A 22,720-nucleotide genomic window follows, 5' to 3' on the forward strand; every position below is an offset into this window, starting at 1 on the left:
GTGAGCTGCAGCTTGCGCTGTTCCGGCTCAATGCCCGCGAGTGATCCACTCTGCGCGCTGACTCGCCTCGTCGCCGATCAGCGTGGACTGACCGTGCCCGGTGCGAACCACAGTGGCAGCCGGCAACGTGAGCAGCGTGGTGGTGATGGAGTCGATGATCGTCGGGAAATCGCTGAACGAACGGCCGGTCGCGCCCGGCCCACCGTGGAACAGCGTATCTCCGCTGAAGATTGTGCCGAGTTCTGGCGCAGAGAAGCAGACCGATCCTGGCGAGTGCCCCGGCGTGTGCAGCACCTCGAGCGTGATACCGGCAACGGCGATGAGCTGGCCGTCTTCCAGTGCGTTCGGGCGCCTGTTCGCCGCAGCAGACGCAGCAGTCTCGACAGCAGCGGCCGTCGCACCCGCTGGAAAGACCATCTCCCACAGCATGGTGTCGGCCGGGTGCAGCCAGACCGGCGCGCCCGTTGCGGCGCTCACGCTGGCGGCTGCACCGATGTGGTCGTTGTGCCCGTGGGTGCACAGAACAGCCAGCAGTTTACGCTCGCCTACTGCCTTCAGAATCGCGTCGGCGTCATGGGCAGCATCTATGACGACGCATTCGGTGTCGTCGCCAACGATCCAGACGTTGTTGTCGAGGTCCCAGGTGCCGCCGTCGAGGCTGAATGTGCCGACGGTGACGAGGTGGTCAACGCGTGCGGTCATCAGAGCACCACCACCGAGCGCAGCACGTCGCCGATTGCCATCTTCTCAAACGCAGCCTCGATTTCGCCGATGCCGATCTTCTCGCTGACGAATTCGTCAAGCGGCAGCCGTCCCTGCAGGTACAGGTCGGTCAGCATGGGAAAGTCCCGCTCGGGCAGGCAGTCGCCGTACCAGCTCGATTTGAGCGAGCCGCCGCGCCCAAAGACGTCGAGAAGTGGGATTTCGAGCATCATTTCGGGGTTCGGCACCCCGACCAGCACGACCGTTCCGGCGAGGTCCCGGGCGTAGAACGCCTGCCGCCAGGTTTCGGGACGGCCGACCGCGTCGATGACGACGTTGGCACCGAATCCACCGGTCAATGCCTGCACGGCTGCGACGACGCCAGCCTCATCCAGGTTCGACGAGTCGATGGCGTGCGTGGCGCCGAGCTGTTCGGCCTTGGCGAGCTTCTTGGGGTCGCGGTCGATGGCAATGATGACGGATGCGCCAGCCAAGCGTGATCCCACAATCGCAGCATCCCCCACCCCGCCACAGCCGATCACGGCGACAGAGTCGCCTCGGCTGACGTTGCCCGTGTTCATGGCCGCACCGATGCCGGCCATGATGCCGCAGCCGAGGAGTCCGACGGCCGCGGGGTCGGCATCCGGATTCACCTTGGTGCACTGCTTGGCGTGCACGAGGGTCTTTTCGGCGAAAGCGCCGATACCGAGGGCCGGGCTGAGCTCCGTTCCGTCCGTGAGGGTCATCTTCTGGGTCGCGTTAAAGGTGTTGAAGCAGTACCAGGGTTCGGCCCGCTTGCACGCTCGACATTCGCCGCAGACGGCGCGCCAGTTGAGCACCACGAAGTCGCCGACCGAGACGTGGGTGACACCTTCGCCGATGACGCTGACGCGCCCGGCGGCTTCATGCCCGAGCAAGAAGGGAAAGTCGTCACTGATGCCGCCCTCCTTGTAATGGAAGTCGGTATGGCAGACGCCGCACGTTTCGATGTCCACGATGACTTCGCCCGGGCCGGGATCGGGGATGACGATGTCGACCAGTTCGACTGGCGCGCCCTTCGAGCGGGCGATGACGCCTGTGACTGTGGTGGACATGGAGCTCCTCCGATCGAGGGGTGCCGAGTATGGCGAGGACACCTTTAACCCTATCGGAGGCGTGCGAGGGACGACGGCATCCTGACAGCGCTACGATGCGCGTCAACCAGGCGGGCATATGAATGCGTCCTCGTGGACGAGGGACGAAGTCCAAGCGCCGCGATGGTCTCCCTCGAAGTTTGGCTAACGACCGGCAACTTGCCGCTGTTGTCGAGGAGCGGTTGCGGAAGAACCGGAGCCCCCAGCAGATCAGTGACGACCTCGCGGTCGTCTTCGCCGCCAAGCCGCCGTCAGATGAGGATATCGACGTACAGTTCGTGCGGTTGTTGAACACCGTCGGCGGTGTACCCGACATCAAGCTTGCGGTTCCCGAGAGCAAGTCCCTGCTCTGCAGCCCAGTCATAGATGGCCTGGAAACCATCGGCGATCGTTGCCACCGAACCGTCATGCCGGTGATGGACGAAACGTCCACCGGGCAGGAGAGCCACAGCCATACCATCAGGCACTGGACTGCCTTCGACGACAGCAACTGCTCCAATAGTCTCGCGATAACGGCCGTCGCCTAGATGGTTGCTGGCCTCAACGAAGACGCCAGTGCCTGAGGCGGGCAGCTCGTCTCGACGGGAGAAGAGCTCGCGCCAGGCTGCAGGCATCTCGGAGCGTAGCTGGCCGAAGTCAGCGACAACTTCGATTCCAACGACAACAGTTTCACTAAGCTCAAAGATCTCCATTAGTGCCTTTCCAGCCTGGTCTGGCCGCGAACGACCTGCTCGTCTATCCGATGAGGATGCGGACTCTCCAATCTATCCAGACGCCCGAGACGGTCCATCATTTTTCTGTTGACGCCGACTGGAAAACGGCCGCCACCCACCATGGAAAGCGATCAATATGGACGGTTGGGCGAAGATACGCCAGCTGTTCTCAACGGGTTAGCACTCAAAGGGAAAGGTCGGGTACGTGATATTCCGCAGAGTCGAGGCGCATAGCTGTTACGACCCCTCATCGGCCGTTGGGACTTCTGGATCAAGTTCCGCGAGGTCACCACCATGCTCGGCCGGTCGCACCCGAAAGTCGCGGCGGTGCTCACCGGTGCCGAGAAAACACCACAGAGATAGTGGATATGGCCTTAACCTATCGACTTTGCTGCCGAAGTCTGGTTTGATACCACATGGAGGGGAGTAATCCCCAGCAGTTTCGTCGTCAATTCGATCCCGTCATCGGGGTTCGGCGGAGCTGGCCCGACCAGGCTGGACCAGACCTCCGAGTGAATCTACCTCGGAAGGCAGCATCCGCAATGACTGTTCCTTTATGGGCCTGGCTGACAGTTCTTGGTGTCATCATGGCCATGCTCGCCATCGACCTCATCGCCCATCGCACGGCGCACATCATCGGTGTGAAAGAAGCCGCGGGATGGTCGATCTTCTGGGTTTCGTCCGGCATCTCCTTCGGCGCTATCATTTGGTGGCTATTCGGGGCCGAATTCGGCCAGCAATACTTCGCTGGCTTCGTGATCGAGAAATCGCTCGCGGTCGACAACGTGTTCGTCTGGGCGATCATCTTCACCGCATTCGCCGTACCACCACAGTTTCAGCACCGCGTCTTGTTTCTCGGCGTGCTCGGAGCGCTAGTCTTCCGCGGAATTTTCATCGCTGCAGGCGCTGTCCTGATCGAGAATTTCAGCTGGGTGCTCTACATATTCGGTGCGTTCCTAGTCTTCACCGGCATTCAGATGCTCCGCCACCGGAATCAAAACTTCGACCCCGAGAAGTCACGCACCTACACCTGGTTCCGCGGGCACGTGCCGATGACGGATGCCTTTTACGAACAGCGCCTGCTCATCAGGAAAGGCGGGATTCTTCTGGCGACCCCGTTGCTCGCCGTACTCGTGCTCGTCGAGGTCACCGACATCGTCTTCGCCGTCGACTCCATTCCCGCGATATTCGCCGTGACCTCCGAACCGTTCCTCGTCTTCACCGCCAACGCGTTCGCGATTCTCGGGCTCCGGGCGATGTACTTCCTGCTCGCGGACCTGATGCACCGCTTCGTCTATCTGAAGATCGGCCTCGCCGTACTCCTCGTCTGGGTCGGGGTGAAAATGCTGCTGCTCGAAGTCTTTTACATCCCCACCACGGTATCGCTTCTCGTCATAGCCTCCATCTTGACCGTATCGATCGTCGCCAGCCTTGTCGCTACCCGCGGTCAATCCCGGCGTTCGGTCGAGGCGACAAGCGCCGGACCGTTCCGAATGGCAACTGACGACGAACTCGCCTGCGTCGAGTCCGTGTGGCGCAAACCGGGCGTCGGAACCAGCAAGGAAAACGGTGCCGATCGTCACCGACGAAAGTAAGGGCTTGTGTCACCAGTTGAATTTGCTCCTTGTCGACGAGGTCCCTGACGCGAAGAGGGAGATGCACCTACACTCCACCGATACCTGTGCGGAAACGTGCAGGGTATTACCGCGCTTCCGTGGCCACGAACGGGCTTCGCTACCGACGCGGCCATCGTGCAACGGTGGGCCCTTCGCCGCCAGACGGCGTTCAACAAGCCGAACAGTCTCGCCGCATCACTATCCCGCACGACGGGATGCACGTACACCGCTCCGTTGCAACGCTTCGATCGGCATTGCTAAGCGCTCTCGATCAAGTGCCCGCGATGTTTGGGATGGCGGCCTGATCATCATGGTTTTTCCAAGGCCCCGGTACGAGAGTGCAATTATGCGTGAATTAGTCACGCATTCTCATGAAGGAGTGGATGACCGTGAAAACAAGCCCATCTGCGGCGGGTCCTGGAAACAGGATTTCTTCTGGAAGGCGCGCGACCGTGTTTGGAATCTCAGCGGCAGTTCTGATCGCACCCTTCATCATTGCCGTACCGGCCGCTTCGGCGGCTGTACCGACCTTTCCCAACAACATCGTCGTCTTCCCTGACCGCGACTTCATCACCATCGAGGGCTACCAGGAACACATTGGCGAGACCGCAACCGTGGAAGTTACGCGTCCCGGGGTAGGTGTGATCGGCTCAGCGGAGTCGGTTGTGGGCGCCGGCGATGTCGCGTTCGAGGTCAACCACCCGGGCGGGGTCTGCTGGGGAGCCGGCACGGCACCGAAGGTCACCCCTGACATCCGGTCCGGAGACGTCGTGTCGATGAAGTTCGGTGCAACTGCAGCCGGTGACACCTCGACCCAAGACGTATATGTGACAGCAGCGCCGGTGCTCGCCGCCGACGGCGTCACCGTCACCGTCACCGGTTTCATTGGCGATAGTGCAAATCAAGCTCAGATCGAGCAGCGAATCGTCGACCCGGCGTTCAAGGGCACCCCTATCGGCCGTCGGGACGTGCGCGCGGTGCCTGGACCGCTCACAGCCAACGTGGGCTACAGCTCATCGCTCGTGTTCGGCATTGCGGGCCCTAACACTTTCACGGCCACCTACGTGTTCGACAGTCGGGATACTGCCGGCATCGCCGCTGCCGCCGGGAGCGGTGTGCGCGTGATGTCCTGGCAGCTTGAGGATGCCGCCGCCAACCGCCAGGGCCTCACCATCGCCGAGTTCGGCGAATTGGGCGGTCCTGGAATGGGCGGATGCCCGAACGGTCCGTTGCAATCAGGTCCCGCCGGAGCGACCGATGTGATCGCCGCCACGGTGGCAGATTCCCTCAAGATCACGTGGACGCCAGCAAAAGCGATCCCCGGCACCCCGGCAATCACCGGCTACCGGGTTCACGCGGTCGCACAAACGGTCGTCAACGGAGAGCGCGCGGAATTTGGCAAGCGCATCGACTCCCCTGCGGCGAAGACCACCACGATCTCGGGGCTAAATCCAGCCGAGACATATGACGTTTTCCTCGTCTCAGTGAGCAGCGCGGGCGAGACCTTTCCCGCCGTGCATGCCATCCCGGTCACCGACATCGTGGCGCCCCTAGTCACGGCCTCCCCCCAGAGCGGGTCGTTCCGCACCGCCCAGCAGCTTACTCTGAGCTCCAATGAGGCGGCAGCTGAGATTTACTACACGACCGACGGGTCGGATGTTTTTCTATCCGGCGGCACGTTGTCCGCGCTTGCTGTGCTCTACACGCAGCCCGTCAACATTGCCAGAACGACAGCTGTGAACTTCGCCGCGGTCGACCCATCCGGCAACCTGTCGGCGCAGGGCCAAGTGGTGTTGACCATCACGAATGATCCTCTTCCCTCCACGCCAACCTTCTCCTCGCCACCGCTTGCCGGCACGGGAAGCGTGACGCTGAACTGGTCTGCTGCCGACCCCGGGGCGCCGGGACTCAGTGTGACAGGGTATTCGGTGCAGGCTTACACCGCTGATGGAGCTGCGGCGGGCCCCCCACGCACCACCGCGGGAGACGTGACGACGCTCGTCTTCGACGGTCTGGCTCCAGATACGGCATATCAGTTTACGATCACTGCGAGTAATGCGAACGGCGCCAGCGCTGCATCGGCGAAGTCCGATCCGGTCCAAGCACTCGGCGCTGTCGTAGCTAACGCGGGTGCCGATCAGGCGATCACTCGGGCAGTCACCGCGACCACGGTGGTGCTGGACGGCAGCCGCTCGACCGGCACGGAAACGACCTACCTGTGGGAGCAGATATTAAGTGGGCCGACGGATCCCGACCGCGTCACCCTCTCTGGGCCCACGACGGTCAAGCCAACGTTCTCTTTGCCGCTCTTCGCGACACCGATGACGAACAATCCGTTGACCTTCCGACTGACAGTGACTTCGGGTTCTACCGTGCGCACCGATGAGGTGGGAATCACGCCGATCGCCAGTCAGATCAGTGTCACCGGGGCGAGGTGGAAGTCGCGCGACTTGAGAGTCGACGGCATCAGTTCGTCGGTCGGCGGTACCGTGACGATCCATAGTGGCGGACCGACCGGTCCTGTCATCGGACGAGCGCCGATCACCGCCGCGCCGGCGCCGCAGACCGGTGGAGTGTTCACCTATCGGCTCAGGACCTCGGCCAGCAACCCTGGCTCGGTTTGGCTTGATTCCACCCGGGGTGGCGTCGTGGGTCCGGTGACCGTGACCGCTGGGTAACGTCCACGGGATCAAACAGGAACGGGCTCTCACAGCGTCAGCGGTGAGGGCCCGTTTCGTGCGCCGTTCGGCCGCAGATTAGTCAGACAGAGGCCACGCCACGACGCAACCCGCTCCCCTGGCGTGGCTGTTCAACGACCGCGACATTTCCTCGTCTGCCGTCGGGACGGGGACGTGCTGGTCATCGGCCGGGTCCTTCACAACGCCATGGAACCACGCCTCCACGTCGATTCCCAACACACGCGGGATCAGCCATCGTCACGCCATCCACTTGCTGCGGCTTGCGTTTCGGCAACGGCCGCAGGTGACCGGCGGAGCACCTTCTCTGTGTCGAATGCCACACGGATATCGATTAGCGGGCAGACGACTTGCTCCCGGTCGACAAGGTGCCCCACTAAGAGATGGCGGATTCAACCAATCGCAACTGGGTGGCGACCTTGGCAAATTGTGGGCAGAATGTGGGCAAACGCCGATTTTGGGGCAAAGGAAAACCCCTGAGTCCCGGTGTTTGTAAGGGACTCAGGGGTTCGAATGGCTGCGGGTAGTTCACGTATTTCCCACAGGCCACTCATAGAGCTAAAGGGAGCTGAGACGAATAGTTTCGATTCCATCACATCGCCGAATTAATTCCACCTCAGCGCCCGATCGGTCGCCGTCCTAGCGATGCCGGCCCTCCATGTAGTGAACAGTGGGTTGCGCCGAGGAGTCTGACATACCGACAGCTGACCAGACCCCAACACCTCGAGGAGCTTGGCGCAGCGAATAATTTGGCTTCTGTTGACGCCAACCGAAAATGAGGCCATTTCATCGAAGCACACTTTATCTCGGAGGCGAGAAGAGCGAAGTACCTCGAGGACAACGACCTCGACGACCTGCCCCTCAAGCTTTCCGACTTCCTCGCGTTCTTTGGGGGTCGGAGGAATCAAATCCGGAAGACGCTTATCGATGACGTTCTTGGAGTTGTCGTCGCTGTGAGCGACGACAAAGCCGACTCCGCGATCAAGGAACCAGAGCACGACGCCGTATGGAATGGTTAACGGCGGCAGAACGACACTACTGAAGAAGTCTTAGACGAGCGCCGGCCGGATTCCCACGCCAGATCATGCGGCAGGATGACTTGGTGCCGTGCGCAACTCGCGGTTTACGCACCGACGAACGGAATGTCGGCGGTATTCTCAAATTCACAAGCAATGGGGAAACAAATGCACATCGGACGACTTCTCGGCGGAATCGGGGTGCTGGCCATTGGGTTGGTTGTCCTAACTGCATGTTCTGCCGGCATCGAGAATGACAAGCGACAGGCAATCCCGTTCACGCCTGCTGCAACACAGGCTGCCGCCCCCGCGGTCACGACCGTGGAAGTCGTTAACATCGTCATTGCGAGAGCTGGCATTCTGGACGCGTCAGCCCAGGAATCAGTGGATTGCAAGGCATACGCAGCCGCAGATTCTGCAGGGGTTGCCGGTGATGATCCTGTCTTACGGGCACAGGTAAACCCGTGTTGGGTTCAAATCGATGCATTCCTCACTGCGGCCGCTCTGTTGAGCGCCGATCTGCGACCAAATCAAGGACAACTCCTCAGCGCCCGCTGCGATTGCAGACATTGCTGAGGAAACGGCGAACCTTTTCATGGGAGTGCAACAAATAGTTCTCAGCCCGGAGTGTAGAAACGGCAGCGCGCCCGACTTTGATTCTTGCGTTACTTTCTTTCAAGGAACTTATGCGGTCATAGAAACGTGGGCTGACCGTCTGAGCCCTGCCTGGTGCGTCTACGCCTAATAGGTCTCGTCCCGAGATGACAATGTGGGGGTACCCCAACTTGGCTTCAGGCGTATGTATTTCACGCCTGTGGAGTTTGGCGAATGGCGGCGTTCTGTGGCCGCGCAATGTGAATTGCCGGGCTTCGAGTCGTCTTACATCTCATGAGTTATGACACGCATTGGTTATGAGACAGATTGCCCCAAGGGGCCGTGCGGCAAATGACTTGTGTCTGGCCTGCGCGTCCTCGCCAGGTGCCACAGCCGATACTGTTGATTATGTCAGCTTGTACTGTACCTACTCGCATATTCTGCAAATAGGTCTCCCGCTAAATTGTCATGTCTCATTTAAGTTAGGGCAGTCTCATTTCAGCTGGCTCGTCTGATCGTCGACGAAGGATGGAGCGTTTCGTCAGCCGCGAGGATGTTCCGGGTCTCGTAGCCGACCGCGAAACGGTGGGCCGACCGATTCGCCCAGCACTACGTAGCCGGGATGCAGGATCGCTCCTCCCGGCCGCTGCGCTCACCGAACAAGACCCCCGAAGTGCTCAAACGCAAGATCATCGCGTTGCGGTGGCGCAAGCGGATGGGGCCGGTTCAGATCGCCGCCCTGCTGGGGCTTGCCCCCTCGACCGTGCACGCTGTCCTCGTGCGGTATCGGGTCAACCGGTTGTCGTTCATCACGAGAGTCACGGGTGAGCCCGTGCACCGTTACGAGCACCCTTACCCGGGCTCGATGATCCACGTCGATGTGACCAAATTCGGCAACATCCCCGACGGTGGCGGCCACCGCTACGACGGACGCCAACAGGGCGGCGCGAACCGGGCGGCGACTTCCCGGCGCACCGGACTTCGGGCAGCTAACCGCACGGCCCGGCTGGGCACCTCGTTCGTGCATACCGTCATCGATGACAACTCCCGCGTCGCCTATGCGGAGATCTGCGCTGACGAGAAAGCAGACACCGCCATCGGGGTGTTGCGACGCGCGGTGGCCTGGTTCGCTGAACGCGGAGTGGTCGTCGAACGGGTGCTGTCCGACAACGGGTCCGCCTACAAGTCCCACGCCTGGCGAGACGCTTGCAACGAGCTCGGAATCAAAACGAAGAAGACGCGCCCTTACCGGCCTCAGACCAACGGGAAGATCGAACGCTTCCACCGCACCCTCGGCGGCGGCTAGGCCTACGGACGCTTCTACACCTCAGACACCGAACGCCGCGCAGCTCTGGAGCCCTGGCTGCACTACTACAATCACCACAGACTCCACTCAGCAATCGGAAACAAACCACCCCACAGCCGCTTAACCAACCTCCCTGGGCATTACATCTAGGCCGTCTTCAAATTAGAGCAAAAGTCCAGCAACGCGAGCTAGCGTGAGGGTGGGAGTTGCGCTCGGTGCGTCTCCGTCTTTGTGCCCGGAAAGGCCGTTTTCATGCCAGACAACACCGTCACTGGTCGCCGCATTTCTACCTCCGTCCTCGTCATCGGGACCGGGGGTTCCGGCCTGCGCGCCGCAATCGAACTCTCCGAGCGCGGAGTCGACGTTCTCGCCGTCGGCAAACGTCCCAAGAACGACGCACACACGTCGTTGGCGGCTGGCGGGATCAATGCGGCCCTGGCCACGATGGATGCCGAAGACAGTTGGCAACAGCATGCAGCCGACACCATTCAGGAGAGCTACTTTCTCGCCAACCCACACACGGCCGAGATTGTGACGAAGAACGCTGGCCGAGGCATCCAGGATCTCGAGCGCTGGGGTATGCCGTTCGCGCGCGAGGCTGATGGTCGTATCAGCCAGCGCTATTTCGGAGCCCATAAGTACCGTCGGACCGCGTTCGCGGGCGACTACACCGGACTCGAGATCCAGCGTACCCTGGTCGCCCGAGCCGCTCAGCTCGAGGTTCCCATCCTGGATTCGGTGTACATAACCCGCATCCTGGTGCGCGACAACGTGGTGTTCGGCGCGTACGGCTTCGATCTACGCGACGGCAGCCGGGTGACGATCATCGCAGACGCGGTCATCATCGCCGCTGGCGGACATAACCGCATCTGGCGTCGCACCTCCAGCCGGCGGGACGAGAACACGGGCGACTCCTTCAAGCTGGCGGTGGATGCCGGCGGCCGACTGCGCGACGCAGAGCTGGTCCAGTTCCACCCGAGTGGCATCCTCGAGCCGGAGAATGCCGCGGGCACCCTGATCAGCGAGGCCGCCAGGGGCGAGGGCGGGGTGCTGCGAAACGTACTCGGCGAGCGGTTCATGGCCAACTACGACCCTGAGCGCATGGAGCTGTCGACCCGCGACAGGGTCGCGCTGGCCGCATACACCGAGATCAAGGAGGGACGCGGCACCGCGAAGGGCGGCGTGCTGCTCGACATCTCCCACCTGCCCCGCGAGACGATCATGACGCGCCTGCCCCGCGTCTACCAGACCATGCTGGAACTGCAGGTGCTGGATGTCACCACCACTGCCATCGAGATCGCCCCGACCGCGCACTACTCCATGGGCGGCGTGTGGGTGCGACCGGACGACCACTCCACCGATGTCGTGGGGATGTACGCGATCGGCGAGGCCTCCAGCGGGCTGCACGGAGCCAATCGGCTGGGCGGAAACTCGCTCATCGAGCTCCTCGTCTTCGGCCGGATCGTCGGGCAGGCTGCAGCGGAATACAGCGCAGGCATCACCTCCCAGAACCGATCACAAGAAACAATCGACGCCGCGGAACGCGAGGTGACCGACACTCTTGCCTCGGACGGAGAAGAGAATGTGCGAGCCCTGCAGCGAGACATCCGCAACACCATGACCGACTTCGGTGGAGTCGTACGCGACGAGGCGGGGCTGCTCGAGGGCCTACGCCAGCTGGACGACCTCGACGATCGCCAGAAACGAATCGGCGTGCATCCGGATGTCGCCGGCTTCTCCGGCCTCGCGCATGCCTTCGACCTGCGCGCCTCCCTCATGGCCGCCCGAGCAACCCTGGTCTGCGCTCTGGAGCGCCGGGAGAGCCGCGGTGCTCACAACAGAAGCGATTACCCGGACATGGACCCCGCCCTGCAGGTGAACCTAGTGTGGTCGGCCGATGGCTCGCTCGCCCATGAGCAGATCCCGCCGGTTCCCGCCGAGATCGCGGCACTGATGGAAAACGTCAGCCAGGCCGGCAAGTTGCTCGAATAACGGCAGGGCCAGCGCGACTAGGTGTACTGCCCAGGGAGGTTGGTTGGGTTTGTGTGGTGACACGCCCTGATCTTCGGGCGTGAAGAAGGCCTCCGGTTGTGAAGTGGAGATGTTCAAGTGCCCGCTTCACAAGACCGGAGGCCTTCGTGTCCCACGCTGATGCTGAACTATCCTCGCGCGCCCGTTTGCGGCTGGCTCGTCTGATCGTCGACGAAGGACCGCGCGTACCTGCCCCGCAGCACCGCCGACACCCTACAGGCCTCGCTGGCGGCCATTGGCGCGAAGCCGGTCTTCGACTACGAGCAGGACGAAGGTACGTGCACTACATGCCCCAGGACCTTATCCACGCCCTTGACCTGTACCGAAAGGACCGCAAGGCAGCCGACACCGGCGTGCCGGTCGACGAGGAGACGCGCGAAGACGACGGCATCCTCTCCAGCGACTCGAAACCCGTGCGTCAAGCCAAAGAACTGCGAGACCAGCGAATCGCCCAGCGTGAGAAGTACCGCGCCAAGCCCAAGGGCAAGCGACGGCCCGATGGCTCACGCCAATATCTCTACCCTGACCCCAAGAACTACGACAATTTAGCCTTCAACCACAAGACCGGCGAACTCATCGAGCCCATCCGCAAAAAGACCATCGTGATACCCGCCGGAAAAGACCCCGCCAAAGACAAAGCTTTGAAGTACGGGCAGACCTACCCCCACAAGAGCCCGACCTGGAAGGGATACTACGCACTGCGCAACACAGTCGAATCCCAGAACGCGTTCATCAAGGACTCCGCGACCGAAGACATCGCCTCCCCCATGAAACGGCGCGCCCGCGGCAACACCTTCGCATCGCTGGCCGTGACCCTCGCACTCGTCTCAGCCAACATCCGAAAGATTTTGATTTTCATTCAGAGTGAGCTCGCCCGAGTGCCTCTCACCTCGAAGAACAAGTCCTTCGCGAGCACGTACTATTCCAGCGCTGAAATCACTGCGGCGACGCCACCCACCGACACGGCGCCGTCACCACCACCCAGCTAGGCCGCCCGGTCGTCAACAATTCCGTTACCTGCATTAAAAGTCGCTTCGCCCTGCCAAAAACAGGGCGAAGCGGTGTTTAACCGCCGACCACGCCCGGATCACAGCGTTTCTTGGGACGAGCACTCTCAGAATCGGCGCCTTAATGCAGAAAACCGGCGATGCGATCGCCGGTTTTTTGTTGCCGCAAGAATTTCGTAAACTAATCGCCGGAATTACGTAAACTCCTCGCTGCGGGTAGTTCACGTAATTCCCAATTCCCATTGTTGGCGCGGGACTCGAAGGTCGTGCCAGATCACTTTTCCATCACATCGCGGAATTAATTCCACGGGCGCGGCCATCCGAAGCGCCTGATGCCGGTTGTGGAGAGTCCGACGACCAGCGGGCTGCATAACCGGACCCTAAGGCAGGCAAACCGAGGCAGCGGCCCGGCAGTGCACCGTCAACGCGGCACTGGCCCTGTTTTCGATCCGCACGAGATCAACGCAGACCCCAAAGTCCGTGACGACCACCCATCCAGCGCCCCACCCAACCCCACGATATTGACCGGCATTTCATGGCAGCAACGTCGAATAGGTGTTAATTTGAATCTCTTGCAGGTCATCGATTCCGTCAGCGAGAACTCTGACCAATTCGGGCCGACATGAGCCGCTCGGCCGACCAGTGAGCGTGTGCCACGCCGGCGATCGCTGGCACGGTTCCGTCCGTCCGTGCGTAGCTTGCTGGCGCGGAGTTCGGCACACCTCGCTTGCAGAAGCGTCGGCCCCTCCGAGATGCTTCACCAAATAGCGAACCCTGCTTCAAGAGGGTGTTGTGCAGAGGGAACCCCGTTGGTCGCGGCAGCCAACCGTAGTCGGGCGTCGTATTCGCAAGGTTCGAGATCAACAAGATCTATTGGTAGTTAGCGAAGAACTGTGCGACGCCCGAGGGTGGTTAGGAGTTCGAGCGGGCGGCGCAGGTGCACTGCTGACTCGTGGGGACGTCGGCCATAACCTCGTCGACGTGCATGCCGCATCCGGTCCAAGTGGTTTTTCCGCAATTGTCGCATCGCATGGGACTGCACATAGTGACTCCTGAGTTAGTCGAGCTAAAGTCCCAAATATACCCCATGGGGTATACAATAAGTGCGGACAGAGGAAACTTATTTGTCGACGACGATGGCCAGTCCGGTGGCGGCAGACGCGTCCGCGATGCCGCCAGCATCAGCCAACGCGGTGAACCCGAGGTCGGCCATGCGGGTGACGGCTGCAGCCGACCGGTTTCCGGTGGCGCAATAGATGATGTAGTCCCCGTCGATCGGCAGCGCCGCGATCAGCGTGTCGAAGTCCGGGGACTGCACGTCTATATTGATGGCGTCCTGCAGGTGTCCACCGACATACTCTGCTGCGGTGCGCACATCGATGATGACCGTACTGGAGGTGACAGCGATGGAGGGCGCCGGCGCGGGGCTCGCGGAGGCCACCATGCTGAGCAGTGCCGCCACGGCAATTGTGATGGCGGTGAGTGTCTTCTTCATGGCTAAGTGTCCTGACGGGTGCGTGACGTGGGTGTCAGTGTGGTCAGCTCGGGGGTGACTTTCCGGGAGCGCGGGAACAAGGGCGTGCAAGTGGTGCAGACCTCACCATCAGGGGACTCTGACGAATCGCTGCGGGTGGTGGCTCGACGCTCGCTGGCCAGTCGCTCGCGCAGCGCCCAGATCAACAGGGTGAGGGCGGCAGCGGCCAGGACCGGGCGAGCGGCACCGCTCACGACCGGGTCGAGGGAGCGGACTTCGGTGGTCAGATAGAGCGCAATCAGACCCAGAGCCGGCCACCGCGCATCACAGAGAGTTGCGTCGGCGCCGATGGGGGTGCCGATATAACTAGCAACGATCAAGCCGATCACGCTCGCTCCGAGGGCAGTAGCCGCGACCGTCCACCAGAGCGCAGCGCCTGCGCCGCCCGCAATAGGTGCGTAGCCGGTTGCAAGAGTAATGAACGCGCCTACGGCAATGGCGGCCACGATCATCCAGCGTCGCGCGGGCCAGACTCGGAGGTCAGTGAACACGATCCAGAGCTTCCGCCTCAGCATCGGCCCGAGCGGGGAGCTGGCAAGAATTTTCTCGAGTCATGCGCGCATAGAGAGCCCAGCCGAGCAAGACGATGGACGCTGCTGCCAGGTACGGCTGGACCGGCTCGAAGTATTGCATCGCTCCGGTTGTCCCGAGTGCGAGGAGAACCAATTTGTTGCAGACGGGGCAGCCCACCGCGAAGAACGTTACCAGCCAGCCGGCCATGCCGACCCGTCCGGCCGCCCTACTGGGCGGGGCGCCTTCCGGGTGCGCCACATAGGTGGCGGTGACCAGGCCCGTCAAGACCGCGCTGAGGATGAGCACCGGCCACGACCACACGGTTGGCGGGATCTCTCTCGAAAACAATGGCGTGTCAATTAAGTCCGTCGGGATGGCAATGAAGACCACCGTAAATAATGCTGTCGCCAGGGCAACCCACCAGCGACGGGATGGCCAGCGACGCAGGTCCACGCCGAGCCCGGTCAGCGTGCCGCGCCAAGGGGCACGCCGTGATGATTCGTCCCTGCTGGTGCGCTGGTCACGCATTCGAATAGCCCTCATTTACTTTTCATCGTGAAACGCTTGCTGCCATATTTGAATATACTGATACCCTAAGGGGTATCGTGGTCTTAGACAAAACCAGCCGCGCATCCGCCTACCAACAGGAGTACACCCTCATGGGAATTACTAAACCCGCGACCCACGCCAGCGACGACCTGCGCAAGACCCTCAATCGACTGAAGCGCGCGCAGGGGCAACTCGGCGCCGTCATCAGCGCCGTTGAGTCCGGCGCTGATTGTCGTGCCGTGGTCACTCAGCTGGCTGCCGTCTCGAGCGCCATCGACCGTGCGGGGTTCACGATCATCTCGTCGGCAATGAAGGAATGCCTCATTGATACCGGCGCGGATGGAGAAACCAAGCAGCTCAGCGTCAATGAGCTTGAAAAGCTTTTCCTCTCACTCGCCTGATCCCGCTTGCGATAGCTAGCCCACGACGGCGCGAACCGCGACGTACACGGCGATGCAGAGCACAAGGATCGCGAAGCTCGTTTTGAGGACGCGGTCGGGGAGCCCTCGGCCGAGTCTGCCCGCAATCAAGGATGCCAGCATGGCCGTCCCCGCAAAGACGCTGGTGACGGCCCAATCGATCTGCAGGTCGCTCAGGTGGGCGCTGAAGCCGGCGACCGAATTGATGACGATGATCACGAGGGACGTGCCGATCGTAACGCCCATGGGAAGTCCGAGCACGAGGGCCAGTGCCGGAACGATCAGGAACCCGCCGCCGACGCCGAGCAGCCCTGTCAAGAACCCCACCACGGTGCCCGTTGCCAGCGCACGGGGCAGGCAACTGCGCCACCGGGTCCCGCCGCCAGGCAGCGCGCAGGGGCCACTTGCGGCGGGGGTGGCAAAGAACATCCGCACACCGGCGATGACCATTATCACGCTGAAAGCGACGAGCAGAAGCTGGGGGTGAACTAGTCGGTTTACCAGGGTGCCGAGGTAGGCGGTGGGGATTCCGGCGGCGCCGATAATGCCGGCGAGACGCCAGTTCACGCCGGCGCGCAGCCGCGGAAGCAAGGCGACCGCCGACGCCGCTCCCACGACGATCAGCGACGTCGGTATCGCCTCTTCGAGGGGTAAGCCGACACCATAGACCAATGCCGGAACAGCCAGGATTGACCCGCCCCCACCGACCAGGCCGAGGAGCGCACCGACGATCACTCCCAGAAGCAGCGCGGCCGGGATCATGCGTGCGGCGCCAGCTGAGCGAGGACATCGCTCTTCGTGGGCTCGGAAACCGCGCGGTTCCAGGGCATCCACGACAGAATTCGGCCCAGCGTGCAACTGTTGGTGGCGGCCGACACTGTGAGGCCGGCGCCGATGACGCCGGCGAGAAGACAGAATTGCGGATGGATGAACCCTCCCGCCAGCACGCTCGCCAAGACCAGGGACCCGACCGTCATGCGTACCTGTCGATCCATAGCCCACGTGGAGCGGCCGGTGACGATATCGCCGCCGGCGGCGGCATAGCTCGCCACACCACCGGTCAACACACGAGCACCACTCAGGCCAGCCGCGTAAAGATTCTTCCGCGCTTCTTCCGCGCGTCGACCCGACTGGCACACCAGCACAACCCGGGGGGCCATCTGCGCCGCAAATTCTTCAGTGTGCTCTTTGAGTAGGTGGAGGGGCACGTGATAGGAACCCCGGATATGCCGGGTTTCAAACTCCGAGCCATCCTTCACATCGATGATCATCAGGTCGTCATGATTGAGAACCCATCGGTGGAATTCGCCTGCCTCAATCGGTGGCAAAGTAGGGCTGACGGTGCGTGTGGTGTCAGAGATAGTGGATCCGTTTCAGTTTGGTGCGGGAGCGGAGCGATGCTGGGTAGCTTTGCGGCCTGCCACTGAGGCAGGCCGCTGACGATCGTGTCTGCCGTGAAGCCAGCATTGGTTAGGTGTTCAGCCGCGGCGTTATCTCTATCAGGCTTTCACTGCATATCGGGCGGCCCATGCGTTGTAGCCGCCGATGAGGTCGGTGACGTTTGAATGGCCAAGGTTCCGCAGTGCACTCGCGGCGACGCTTGAACGCCAGCCGCTGGCACAGTGGATGATCACGGGTCCGGCGGGCACTTCGGCGTGGCGCTGGCTCAGCTCGGCGAGGGGAATGTGCAGCGAGCCCGGGATCGCACCCTGCTCGACTTCGCCGGGGTTGCGTACGTCGAGGATTGTGGCGGCGGTGTCCCGGCGCAGAGCCTCGAAGTCGTCGAGCTCGACCCGTGCACCGACCTGCACGAGCGGGCCGAGGTCGGTGAACGCCTGCGCTGGATTTGTCAGGTATCCGGCGACTCGGTCGAAGCCGATGCGGGCCAGCCGCATTCCGGCTTCAGCTTCGCGGCCGGGCTCGGCGATGATCACGATGTTGTCGTCGTGCTGGATGACCATTCCGGCCGTCTCGGAGAAGCGACCGTCCAGTCCCACGTTAATGGACCCGGCCAGATGCCCGAGGGCAAAGTCCTCGGGGCTGCGGGTGTCGAGAACGCGGGCTCCGCGTTCAACGGATCTGCGAACATCCGTCAATGTGAGCGGTGCCAGTTCGCGGGTGGAACCGATGATTTCGTGTGTGCTGCGGTTGATCATCGCGTCGACGGCGAAGTAGCCGGGGATTGCGGGCTGGCCGCCGCGGATCATCGTCACGAAGTCGTCTTCAGTCATGGGCTGCACGGACGCGTTCGTCAGGCGTTGGGTGCCGATGGTGGATTCGAGCTCGTCGGAGAGGTTCTTGCCGCAGGCGGAACCAGCACCGTGCGCGGGGAAAACACGCACCGCATCAGGCAAGGCGAGAAGCGTCGTGTGGATCGATGCGTAGAGCGCGCGGGCCAGTTGGTCGGGATCGGCGCCGACGGATGCGGCCAGGTCGGGACGGCCCACGTCACCGATGAAGAGGGTGTCGCCGGTGAGGACGGCATGGGGCACGGCATCGCCGGCATGTTCACGAACGACGATGCTGATGGACTCCCAGGTGTGCCCGGGGGTGTCGAGAATTTCCAGTTCCACCTCACCGAGCGAGATTTTCTCGCCATTGGCCAGATGACGGATCTCGTAGTCCGCCTCGGCGCGGGCACCGTAGCCGATCCAGGCGCCAGTAGCTGCGGCCAACTCAAGGTGACCGGCGACGAAGTCAGCGTGGAAATGCGTGTTGATCACGCCGACAATGGTCAGGTTGTTCGCCTGGGCATCAGCGAGGTAGTCGTCGATGTCGCGGCGAGGGTCCACGACAACGGCTTGACCGCTCGCCTCATCACCGACGAGGTACGAACCATGGGACAGGCAGTTGAGGTAGTACTGGGTCAAAATCATCGTGGCCTCCAAAGATCGTGGCCCACCACGCCGACACGAATTGGGGCGTGTAGTGGGTATGCGCCCCAGTCTCGCACATACCCCACATGGTATGCAAGATACCCCTAAGGGTATAGTCTCTGTCTATGGCTACTACCGATCTCACCGAGACCACCTTTGACACGACCATTGCCCAGAGTCCCATCGTGTTGGTTGATTTCTGGGCCGCATGGTGCGGCCCGTGTCGCAGCTTCGCCCCGACATTCACCGCGGCGTCTGAAAAACACCCCGCAATCACTTTTGGAAAAGTCGACACCGAAGCTGAACAAGGATTGGCCGCAGCCGCCGGTATCCGCTCCATCCCCACGCTGATGGCGTTTCGGGACTCCGTACTCGTCTTTTCCCAGCCGGGTGCCCTGAATGCTGCCAGCCTGGAAGAGCTCATTACCGGCGTCGAGAACCTCAACATGGACGACGTGCGCGCCAGTATCGCCGCCCGCTAAGAACTCCTGCCCGATGAGCACATCTCCCTCACCTCCTGCGGCGCCGCCCGATTTCGGCGAACGAGTGGAGGGAATCGACATCCCCGTCTTCAATGAACGCGCGGTACGCGCCTCGGCCGGGCTGCTCTTCCTAGCCGGCATCGTGGCCTTCATGACCGCTGCTCTAACCGACAAATTTGACCCGCTGCGTGCCTTCGCTTTTTTGTTCATGGTCGACATGATGCTGCGGCTGTTTGTCAGCGCTCGCTACACACCGAGCATGCTTTTGGGCACCCTGATGGTGCGCCGCCAACGTCCGGAGTGGGTGGGCGCTGACCAGAAAAAGCTCGCCTGGACGCTCGGGCTCGGTACGGCCTTCACCTCCTGCATCGTGATGGGCTTCTTCGCAATAGACGACACGGTCACGCTCGTTCTCTGCGGAGTGTGCCTCAGCATTCTTTTTCTGGAGACAGCCTTCGGCATCTGCGTTGGCTGTTTCCTCTATCGCGTCTTCGCCAAGGAGAAGCCGCAATTGTGTCCCGGCGACACGTGCAACTATGTGCCGCCCCGCCGGACCGAGAAGCGTCGTCAGTCACGCAACCCGACCCGCAACTAAAAGGGGAACTCTCTCACCACTCACCTCGGCGTCGGTATTGCCGAAGCCCAACTGCGAGGCGTCTTCAACGGCCTGTCCCGAGTTGTGACAGATTCCTAGATCGTCCACCGAAAGACACACCACTACCAGCGAAACGTCGTAGGCCCCGTGTTTCATTCGCTTCACGAAATGTTCACAGGGGAATACACCAAGCTGACCCGCGCCGCGGACGGCACCGCAGAACGAATCTAGGCATTAGGCTCACCGGCACCTACCGTGAATTTGCCTAGCTGTCGGTTATAAAGGAGGATTCCAACCGGCCTGACGCGGCCGAGATGATTCGTCGCCTTGCCCCAGCACACGAGGCAGCCGCCGGGACCATCCGTGGGATTCTTCCGCTCACACAGGACGGCCAGACCAGGTCTCCGCGGCTCTGCTCATGCTTCGCCTCGATACTCATGAGGTAACCGCATGGCTGCTTCGCGGCATGATCACGGAAGCGCACGAACCGGCCACCTCCTAGTCAACGCTAATACTCCCTGGGGTATAGTATGTATCGATAGTTCAGTCATCGAATGGAGATCCTTATGTGTCGTGCCGTAACGTGCAAAGTATGCCAAAAAACAACGTGGGCGGGCTGCGGTCAGCACATTGATCAGGTCATGCGCGGTGTGCCGCGCAGCCAACAATGCGCCGGGCATGTGAAAGAAAAATCGACCGGATCATTCTGGTCCCGGCTACTCGGACGCTAACGATAGGGTCCGATCCATCTTCTCGTGAAGCCTGCCCGCGGCGCATACGGCTAACTACAAAGTGATGGCCCTGTGTCGACGCTGATTTCTCAGCGGTCTGATGGGGTTATCTGGCACCAACCGGTTAGAACGGCGTCGCCTATAACGCGGGGAATGTCTGCCGCCTCGGTGCGGTGCTGGTGCCATAAACCCTGACAGCGCTACGCCAGGGTAATCTTGACATTCCTCCTGGATGGCGCGGCGCAGGACATACTCAGATCTCTCGCGACCGGGGTGGCAGAATTCGCCGGCATCGGGTATTCAACTCTCCGTGAATCGACGTCGGAGCCCGCCGAGATCCTTCACCGCTGGACGGCGCGTGCTGACACTCTCCACGATGCGTTCACGTTTGATGACCAGTTTCATATCGGCCAATGCCGCCATCACCGTGAACACCATCTCGCCGTCGGCGTGCTCGTCCCCACGTTTCCCGGCCCATCGTGGTGAAGACGCGCGACGGGCAGATTGCCACCCGACCTTGCTCTCCGGCCAACGGCGTGACGCTGGCCGGGGAGCAAGGACGTTCTGGGGCTGTGGGCTGGCACGGCCGGTGAGGGCGTCAGGTTGTGGATGTCCGTCCCGACCACGGGCTCCAAGAGATGAATGAGCAAATTATAGGCAGTTTATCAGCCCGTCACGGATCAGGAAGAACGTGCTGGGCACGCTTGGTTCTTGATGACCTCGTGCCAGATAAACCCACGAGAACAGCGCCGCTGAGCGTTGCTGTTCACAGATTCAGCGACAAAGGCCTGACCGTGCTTCAGTGGCGGATTGCATGTTATTTGCTGCTATTTTCTCCTTGTAGCGCTGCTAGCGCGGCGAGAAGACGTCCATCGGCTTGATCAGCAACGTTCTGTATCCCTGGAGAAGTGCTCAACTGGACCAGGGTTTGTGGGTTGATAGCTTGCACCGTGGTGGTATTCGCTGATGGACTGCGTCGGATGACGACGTTGCACGGAAGCAGCAATCCCATGTCAGGATCTGCGGTGAGTGCTTGTTCGGCGAGGGCCGGGTTGCAGGCGCCCAGGATCAGGTAGTCGCCCAGTGTGTGCGCGCTTTCCATGCCGAGTTTTGTTTCGAAGGTCGCGTGGACGTCGATTTCGGTCAGAACGCCGAATCCCTGGTTGGCGAGTTCTTCCCGCACTCTGGAGACGGCTTCTTCGTAGGGCAGCGAGACGGTGATGGTGTGTGCGTAGTTCATTCGTTTCTCCTGATTCATTTTCCTGAATTGACGGTTGTGGCCACTGTCAGTTTGCGGTGATGACGCCCATCATTCCGCTGTCTTCGTGGTCAAGGATGTGGCAGTGATACAGGCTACGTCCGCTGAAGTCGTCAAACGCGATACGTACACGCACGGTGCTGCGTGCCGGGATGTTCACGACGTCCTGCCACATGATGGTGTCGACGGGCTGGCCTGACTGTTCAATGATCTGCATCGGCCACACGTGCAAGTGCATGGGGTGATCGAGCGGGCTGGTATTCGTCAGCAACCAGTCCTCCACGCTGTCGAATTGCACGGTCGTGTCGATCCGGGTGGCATCGAATACCTGGCCGTTGATCGTGGCTGACATCATGCCCCCACCCATGCCGCCACCCATGCCGCCATCCGTATCCCCGCCCATTTTGCCGCCCGTATCCCCGCCCATTCCCATCGCGAAGATCAACTCGCGTCGGGCGGTTACGGTAGCCGCGCGTAGGTCACGTGGAACGGGCTGGCCGGGTGTCGCGGCGACTGTGGCGACGGCGTCACCGTCCACGGTGAATGTGGCCAGCGCGATGTCGGCGGCTCCAGCGGAGCCTGCGCCTCCCATCATCATCCTGCCGGAATGGCCTCGGTCATAGGCGTGGGCGCGCAGTACGGAGGTTCCGGCTGTGCCGGTGACGAAAAGGTCGGCCCGGTTTCCAGGAGCCAGCACGACTTCATCGACTTCGTGCGCGGCTTCGAAACGTCCGGAGTCGATTCCGAGAAGGGACATCTGCTGCCCGTCGAGGCGCAGCTGCAGGTAGCGGGACACGCAGGCATTGATGATGCGCCATCGTTCCCGTTCGCCAGGACGGGCAGTCATGCTGGGGGTGAGTTGTCCGTTGACGAGGACCAGGTCTCCCTCGCGTCCGGACATTTTCTCCATGGCTGTGGCCGCCGGGATAGTTCCCGTGGAATCGAGGGT

At 61.7% G+C, this 22,720-nt stretch carries 18 protein-coding genes and 2 pseudogenes; 9 read left to right on the forward strand and 11 right to left on the reverse strand.

What is annotated here, in order from left to right; genetic code table 11:
- Positions 1 to 27 precede the first annotated feature (27 nt).
- From E3N85_RS08725 to E3N85_RS08735, 3 genes are all read right to left on the reverse strand, one after another.
- Entirely contained in the window at positions 28 to 702 is a 675-nt protein-coding gene (locus tag E3N85_RS08725; RefSeq protein WP_134462117.1) for an MBL fold metallo-hydrolase, read from the reverse strand.
- Complete coding sequence (locus E3N85_RS08730) at positions 702 to 1,796, reverse strand: S-(hydroxymethyl)mycothiol dehydrogenase (RefSeq protein ID WP_134462120.1); 1,095 nt, start codon at positions 1,794 to 1,796, stop codon at positions 702 to 704. Before E3N85_RS08730 ends, E3N85_RS08725 begins: the two co-directional genes overlap by 1 nt.
- Positions 1,797 to 2,086: 290 nt before the next feature.
- Entirely contained in the window at positions 2,087 to 2,527 is a 441-nt protein-coding gene (locus tag E3N85_RS08735) for a GyrI-like domain-containing protein (RefSeq protein WP_134462123.1), read from the reverse strand.
- A gap of 563 nt (positions 2,528 to 3,090) precedes the next feature.
- Here E3N85_RS08735 and E3N85_RS08740 point away from each other — a divergent pair.
- The 5 genes and pseudogenes from E3N85_RS08740 to E3N85_RS16305 all read left to right on the forward strand — a co-directional run bounded on the left by E3N85_RS08740 (position 3,091) and on the right by E3N85_RS16305 (position 12,796).
- Positions 3,091 to 4,143, forward strand: a complete 1,053-nt coding sequence (locus E3N85_RS08740; RefSeq protein ID WP_134462125.1) for a TerC family protein — start codon at positions 3,091 to 3,093, stop codon at positions 4,141 to 4,143.
- A 473-nt stretch (positions 4,144 to 4,616) separates the two neighbouring features.
- Positions 4,617 to 6,842, forward strand: a complete 2,226-nt coding sequence (locus tag E3N85_RS08745; RefSeq protein WP_241978386.1) for a fibronectin type III domain-containing protein — start codon at positions 4,617 to 4,619, stop codon at positions 6,840 to 6,842.
- 2,130 nt (positions 6,843 to 8,972) lie between these two features.
- Positions 8,973 to 9,926: pseudogene (locus E3N85_RS08755) on the forward strand (IS481 family transposase).
- 102 nt (positions 9,927 to 10,028) lie between these two features.
- Positions 10,029 to 11,768 carry an FAD-binding protein gene (locus E3N85_RS08760; RefSeq protein ID WP_134462131.1) on the forward strand — a complete coding sequence of 580 codons (1,740 nt, stop codon included), beginning with the start codon at positions 10,029 to 10,031 and terminating at the stop codon, positions 11,766 to 11,768.
- A 326-nt stretch (positions 11,769 to 12,094) separates the two neighbouring features.
- Complete coding sequence (locus E3N85_RS16305) at positions 12,095 to 12,796, forward strand: hypothetical protein (RefSeq protein WP_166783906.1); 702 nt, start codon at positions 12,095 to 12,097, stop codon at positions 12,794 to 12,796.
- A 1,138-nt stretch (positions 12,797 to 13,934) separates the two neighbouring features.
- Here the strand turns inward: E3N85_RS16305 and E3N85_RS08770 are convergent.
- The 3 genes from E3N85_RS08770 to E3N85_RS08780 are packed head-to-tail and all read right to left on the reverse strand — an operon-like array spanning position 13,935 to position 15,389.
- The gene (locus E3N85_RS08770) at positions 13,935 to 14,309 is read right to left on the reverse strand and encodes a rhodanese-like domain-containing protein (protein WP_134462134.1); all 375 of its coding nucleotides are present in this window, start codon (positions 14,307 to 14,309) and stop codon (positions 13,935 to 13,937) included.
- Positions 14,310 to 14,311: 2 nt separating this feature from the next.
- A complete protein-coding gene (locus tag E3N85_RS08775; protein WP_134462137.1) occupies positions 14,312 to 14,839 on the reverse strand; it encodes a hypothetical protein in 528 nt (175 codons plus the stop codon).
- Entirely contained in the window at positions 14,829 to 15,389 is a 561-nt protein-coding gene (locus E3N85_RS08780) for a hypothetical protein (protein ID WP_241978387.1), read from the reverse strand. The genes E3N85_RS08775 and E3N85_RS08780 overlap by 11 nt, the downstream gene beginning before the upstream one ends.
- 131 nt (positions 15,390 to 15,520) lie before the next feature.
- Here E3N85_RS08780 and E3N85_RS08785 point away from each other — a divergent pair, with 131 nt between their 5' ends.
- Complete coding sequence (locus E3N85_RS08785) at positions 15,521 to 15,811, forward strand: metal-sensitive transcriptional regulator (RefSeq protein WP_134462297.1); 291 nt, start codon at positions 15,521 to 15,523, stop codon at positions 15,809 to 15,811.
- A 15-nt stretch (positions 15,812 to 15,826) separates the two neighbouring features.
- Here E3N85_RS08785 and E3N85_RS08790 read toward each other — a convergent pair whose 3' ends face one another.
- The 3 genes from E3N85_RS08790 to E3N85_RS08800 all read right to left on the reverse strand — a co-directional run bounded on the left by E3N85_RS08790 (position 15,827) and on the right by E3N85_RS08800 (position 18,705).
- On the reverse strand, positions 15,827 to 16,591 hold the full coding sequence (locus E3N85_RS08790) for a sulfite exporter TauE/SafE family protein (RefSeq protein ID WP_134462140.1): 765 nt from the start codon (positions 16,589 to 16,591) through the stop codon (positions 15,827 to 15,829).
- Complete coding sequence (locus E3N85_RS08795; protein ID WP_255453874.1) at positions 16,588 to 17,157, reverse strand: rhodanese-like domain-containing protein; 570 nt, start codon at positions 17,155 to 17,157, stop codon at positions 16,588 to 16,590. The genes E3N85_RS08790 and E3N85_RS08795 overlap by 4 nt, the downstream gene beginning before the upstream one ends.
- A 171-nt stretch (positions 17,158 to 17,328) precedes the next feature.
- Positions 17,329 to 18,705, reverse strand: a complete 1,377-nt coding sequence (locus E3N85_RS08800) for a rhodanese-like domain-containing protein (RefSeq protein WP_134462144.1) — start codon at positions 18,703 to 18,705, stop codon at positions 17,329 to 17,331.
- 125 nt (positions 18,706 to 18,830) lie between these two features.
- Here E3N85_RS08800 and E3N85_RS08805 point away from each other — a divergent pair, with 125 nt between their 5' ends.
- From E3N85_RS08805 to E3N85_RS08820, 3 genes and pseudogenes are all read left to right on the forward strand, one after another.
- Positions 18,831 to 19,187 (forward strand): co-chaperone YbbN, encoded by a 357-nt coding sequence (locus tag E3N85_RS08805; RefSeq protein WP_134462147.1) that lies wholly within the window; start codon positions 18,831 to 18,833, stop codon positions 19,185 to 19,187.
- Between the two features lie 13 nt (positions 19,188 to 19,200).
- On the forward strand, positions 19,201 to 19,782 hold the full coding sequence (locus E3N85_RS08810) for a DUF4395 domain-containing protein (RefSeq protein WP_241978388.1): 582 nt from the start codon (positions 19,201 to 19,203) through the stop codon (positions 19,780 to 19,782).
- A gap of 1,207 nt (positions 19,783 to 20,989) precedes the next feature.
- Positions 20,990 to 21,137, forward strand: a pseudogene (locus tag E3N85_RS08820) (IS256 family transposase); the annotation flags it as partial.
- Positions 21,138 to 21,330: 193 nt separating this feature from the next.
- Here E3N85_RS08820 and E3N85_RS08825 read toward each other — a convergent pair.
- Complete coding sequence (locus E3N85_RS08825) at positions 21,331 to 21,753, reverse strand: DUF302 domain-containing protein (RefSeq protein ID WP_134462150.1); 423 nt, start codon at positions 21,751 to 21,753, stop codon at positions 21,331 to 21,333.
- A 46-nt stretch (positions 21,754 to 21,799) separates the two neighbouring features.
- The coding region (locus E3N85_RS08830) for a multicopper oxidase family protein (protein WP_166783907.1) at positions 21,800 to 22,720 on the reverse strand (921 nt) is incomplete at its 5' end.

The sequence above is a fragment of the Cryobacterium sp. Hz9 genome, from assembly GCF_004402825.1.
GTDB lineage: Bacteria > Actinomycetota > Actinomycetes > Actinomycetales > Microbacteriaceae > Cryobacterium > Cryobacterium gelidum.

Bases quoted from the DNA above. Each gene is read 5' to 3' on its own strand.
- E3N85_RS08725 (WP_134462117.1), bottom strand. From the start codon at position 702: ATGACCGCACGCGTTGACCACCTCGTCACCGTCGGCACATTCAGCCTC.
- E3N85_RS08730 (WP_134462120.1), bottom strand. From the start codon at position 1,796: ATGTCCACCACAGTCACAGGCGTCATCGCCCGCTCGAAGGGCGCGCCA.
- E3N85_RS08735 (WP_134462123.1), bottom strand. From the start codon at position 2,527: ATGGAGATCTTTGAGCTTAGTGAAACTGTTGTCGTTGGAATCGAAGTT.
- E3N85_RS08740 (WP_134462125.1), top strand. From the start codon at position 3,091: ATGACTGTTCCTTTATGGGCCTGGCTGACAGTTCTTGGTGTCATCATG.
- E3N85_RS08760 (WP_134462131.1), top strand. From the start codon at position 10,029: ATGCCAGACAACACCGTCACTGGTCGCCGCATTTCTACCTCCGTCCTC.
- E3N85_RS16305 (WP_166783906.1), top strand. From the start codon at position 12,095: ATGCCCCAGGACCTTATCCACGCCCTTGACCTGTACCGAAAGGACCGC.
- E3N85_RS08770 (WP_134462134.1), bottom strand. From the start codon at position 14,309: ATGAAGAAGACACTCACCGCCATCACAATTGCCGTGGCGGCACTGCTC.
- E3N85_RS08780 (WP_241978387.1), bottom strand. From the start codon at position 15,389: ATGCGTGACCAGCGCACCAGCAGGGACGAATCATCACGGCGTGCCCCT.
- E3N85_RS08785 (WP_134462297.1), top strand. From the start codon at position 15,521: ATGGGAATTACTAAACCCGCGACCCACGCCAGCGACGACCTGCGCAAG.
- E3N85_RS08790 (WP_134462140.1), bottom strand. From the start codon at position 16,591: ATGATCCCGGCCGCGCTGCTTCTGGGAGTGATCGTCGGTGCGCTCCTC.
- E3N85_RS08800 (WP_134462144.1), bottom strand. From the start codon at position 18,705: ATGATTTTGACCCAGTACTACCTCAACTGCCTGTCCCATGGTTCGTAC.
- E3N85_RS08805 (WP_134462147.1), top strand. From the start codon at position 18,831: ATGGCTACTACCGATCTCACCGAGACCACCTTTGACACGACCATTGCC.
- E3N85_RS08810 (WP_241978388.1), top strand. From the start codon at position 19,201: ATGAGCACATCTCCCTCACCTCCTGCGGCGCCGCCCGATTTCGGCGAA.
- E3N85_RS08825 (WP_134462150.1), bottom strand. From the start codon at position 21,753: ATGAACTACGCACACACCATCACCGTCTCGCTGCCCTACGAAGAAGCC.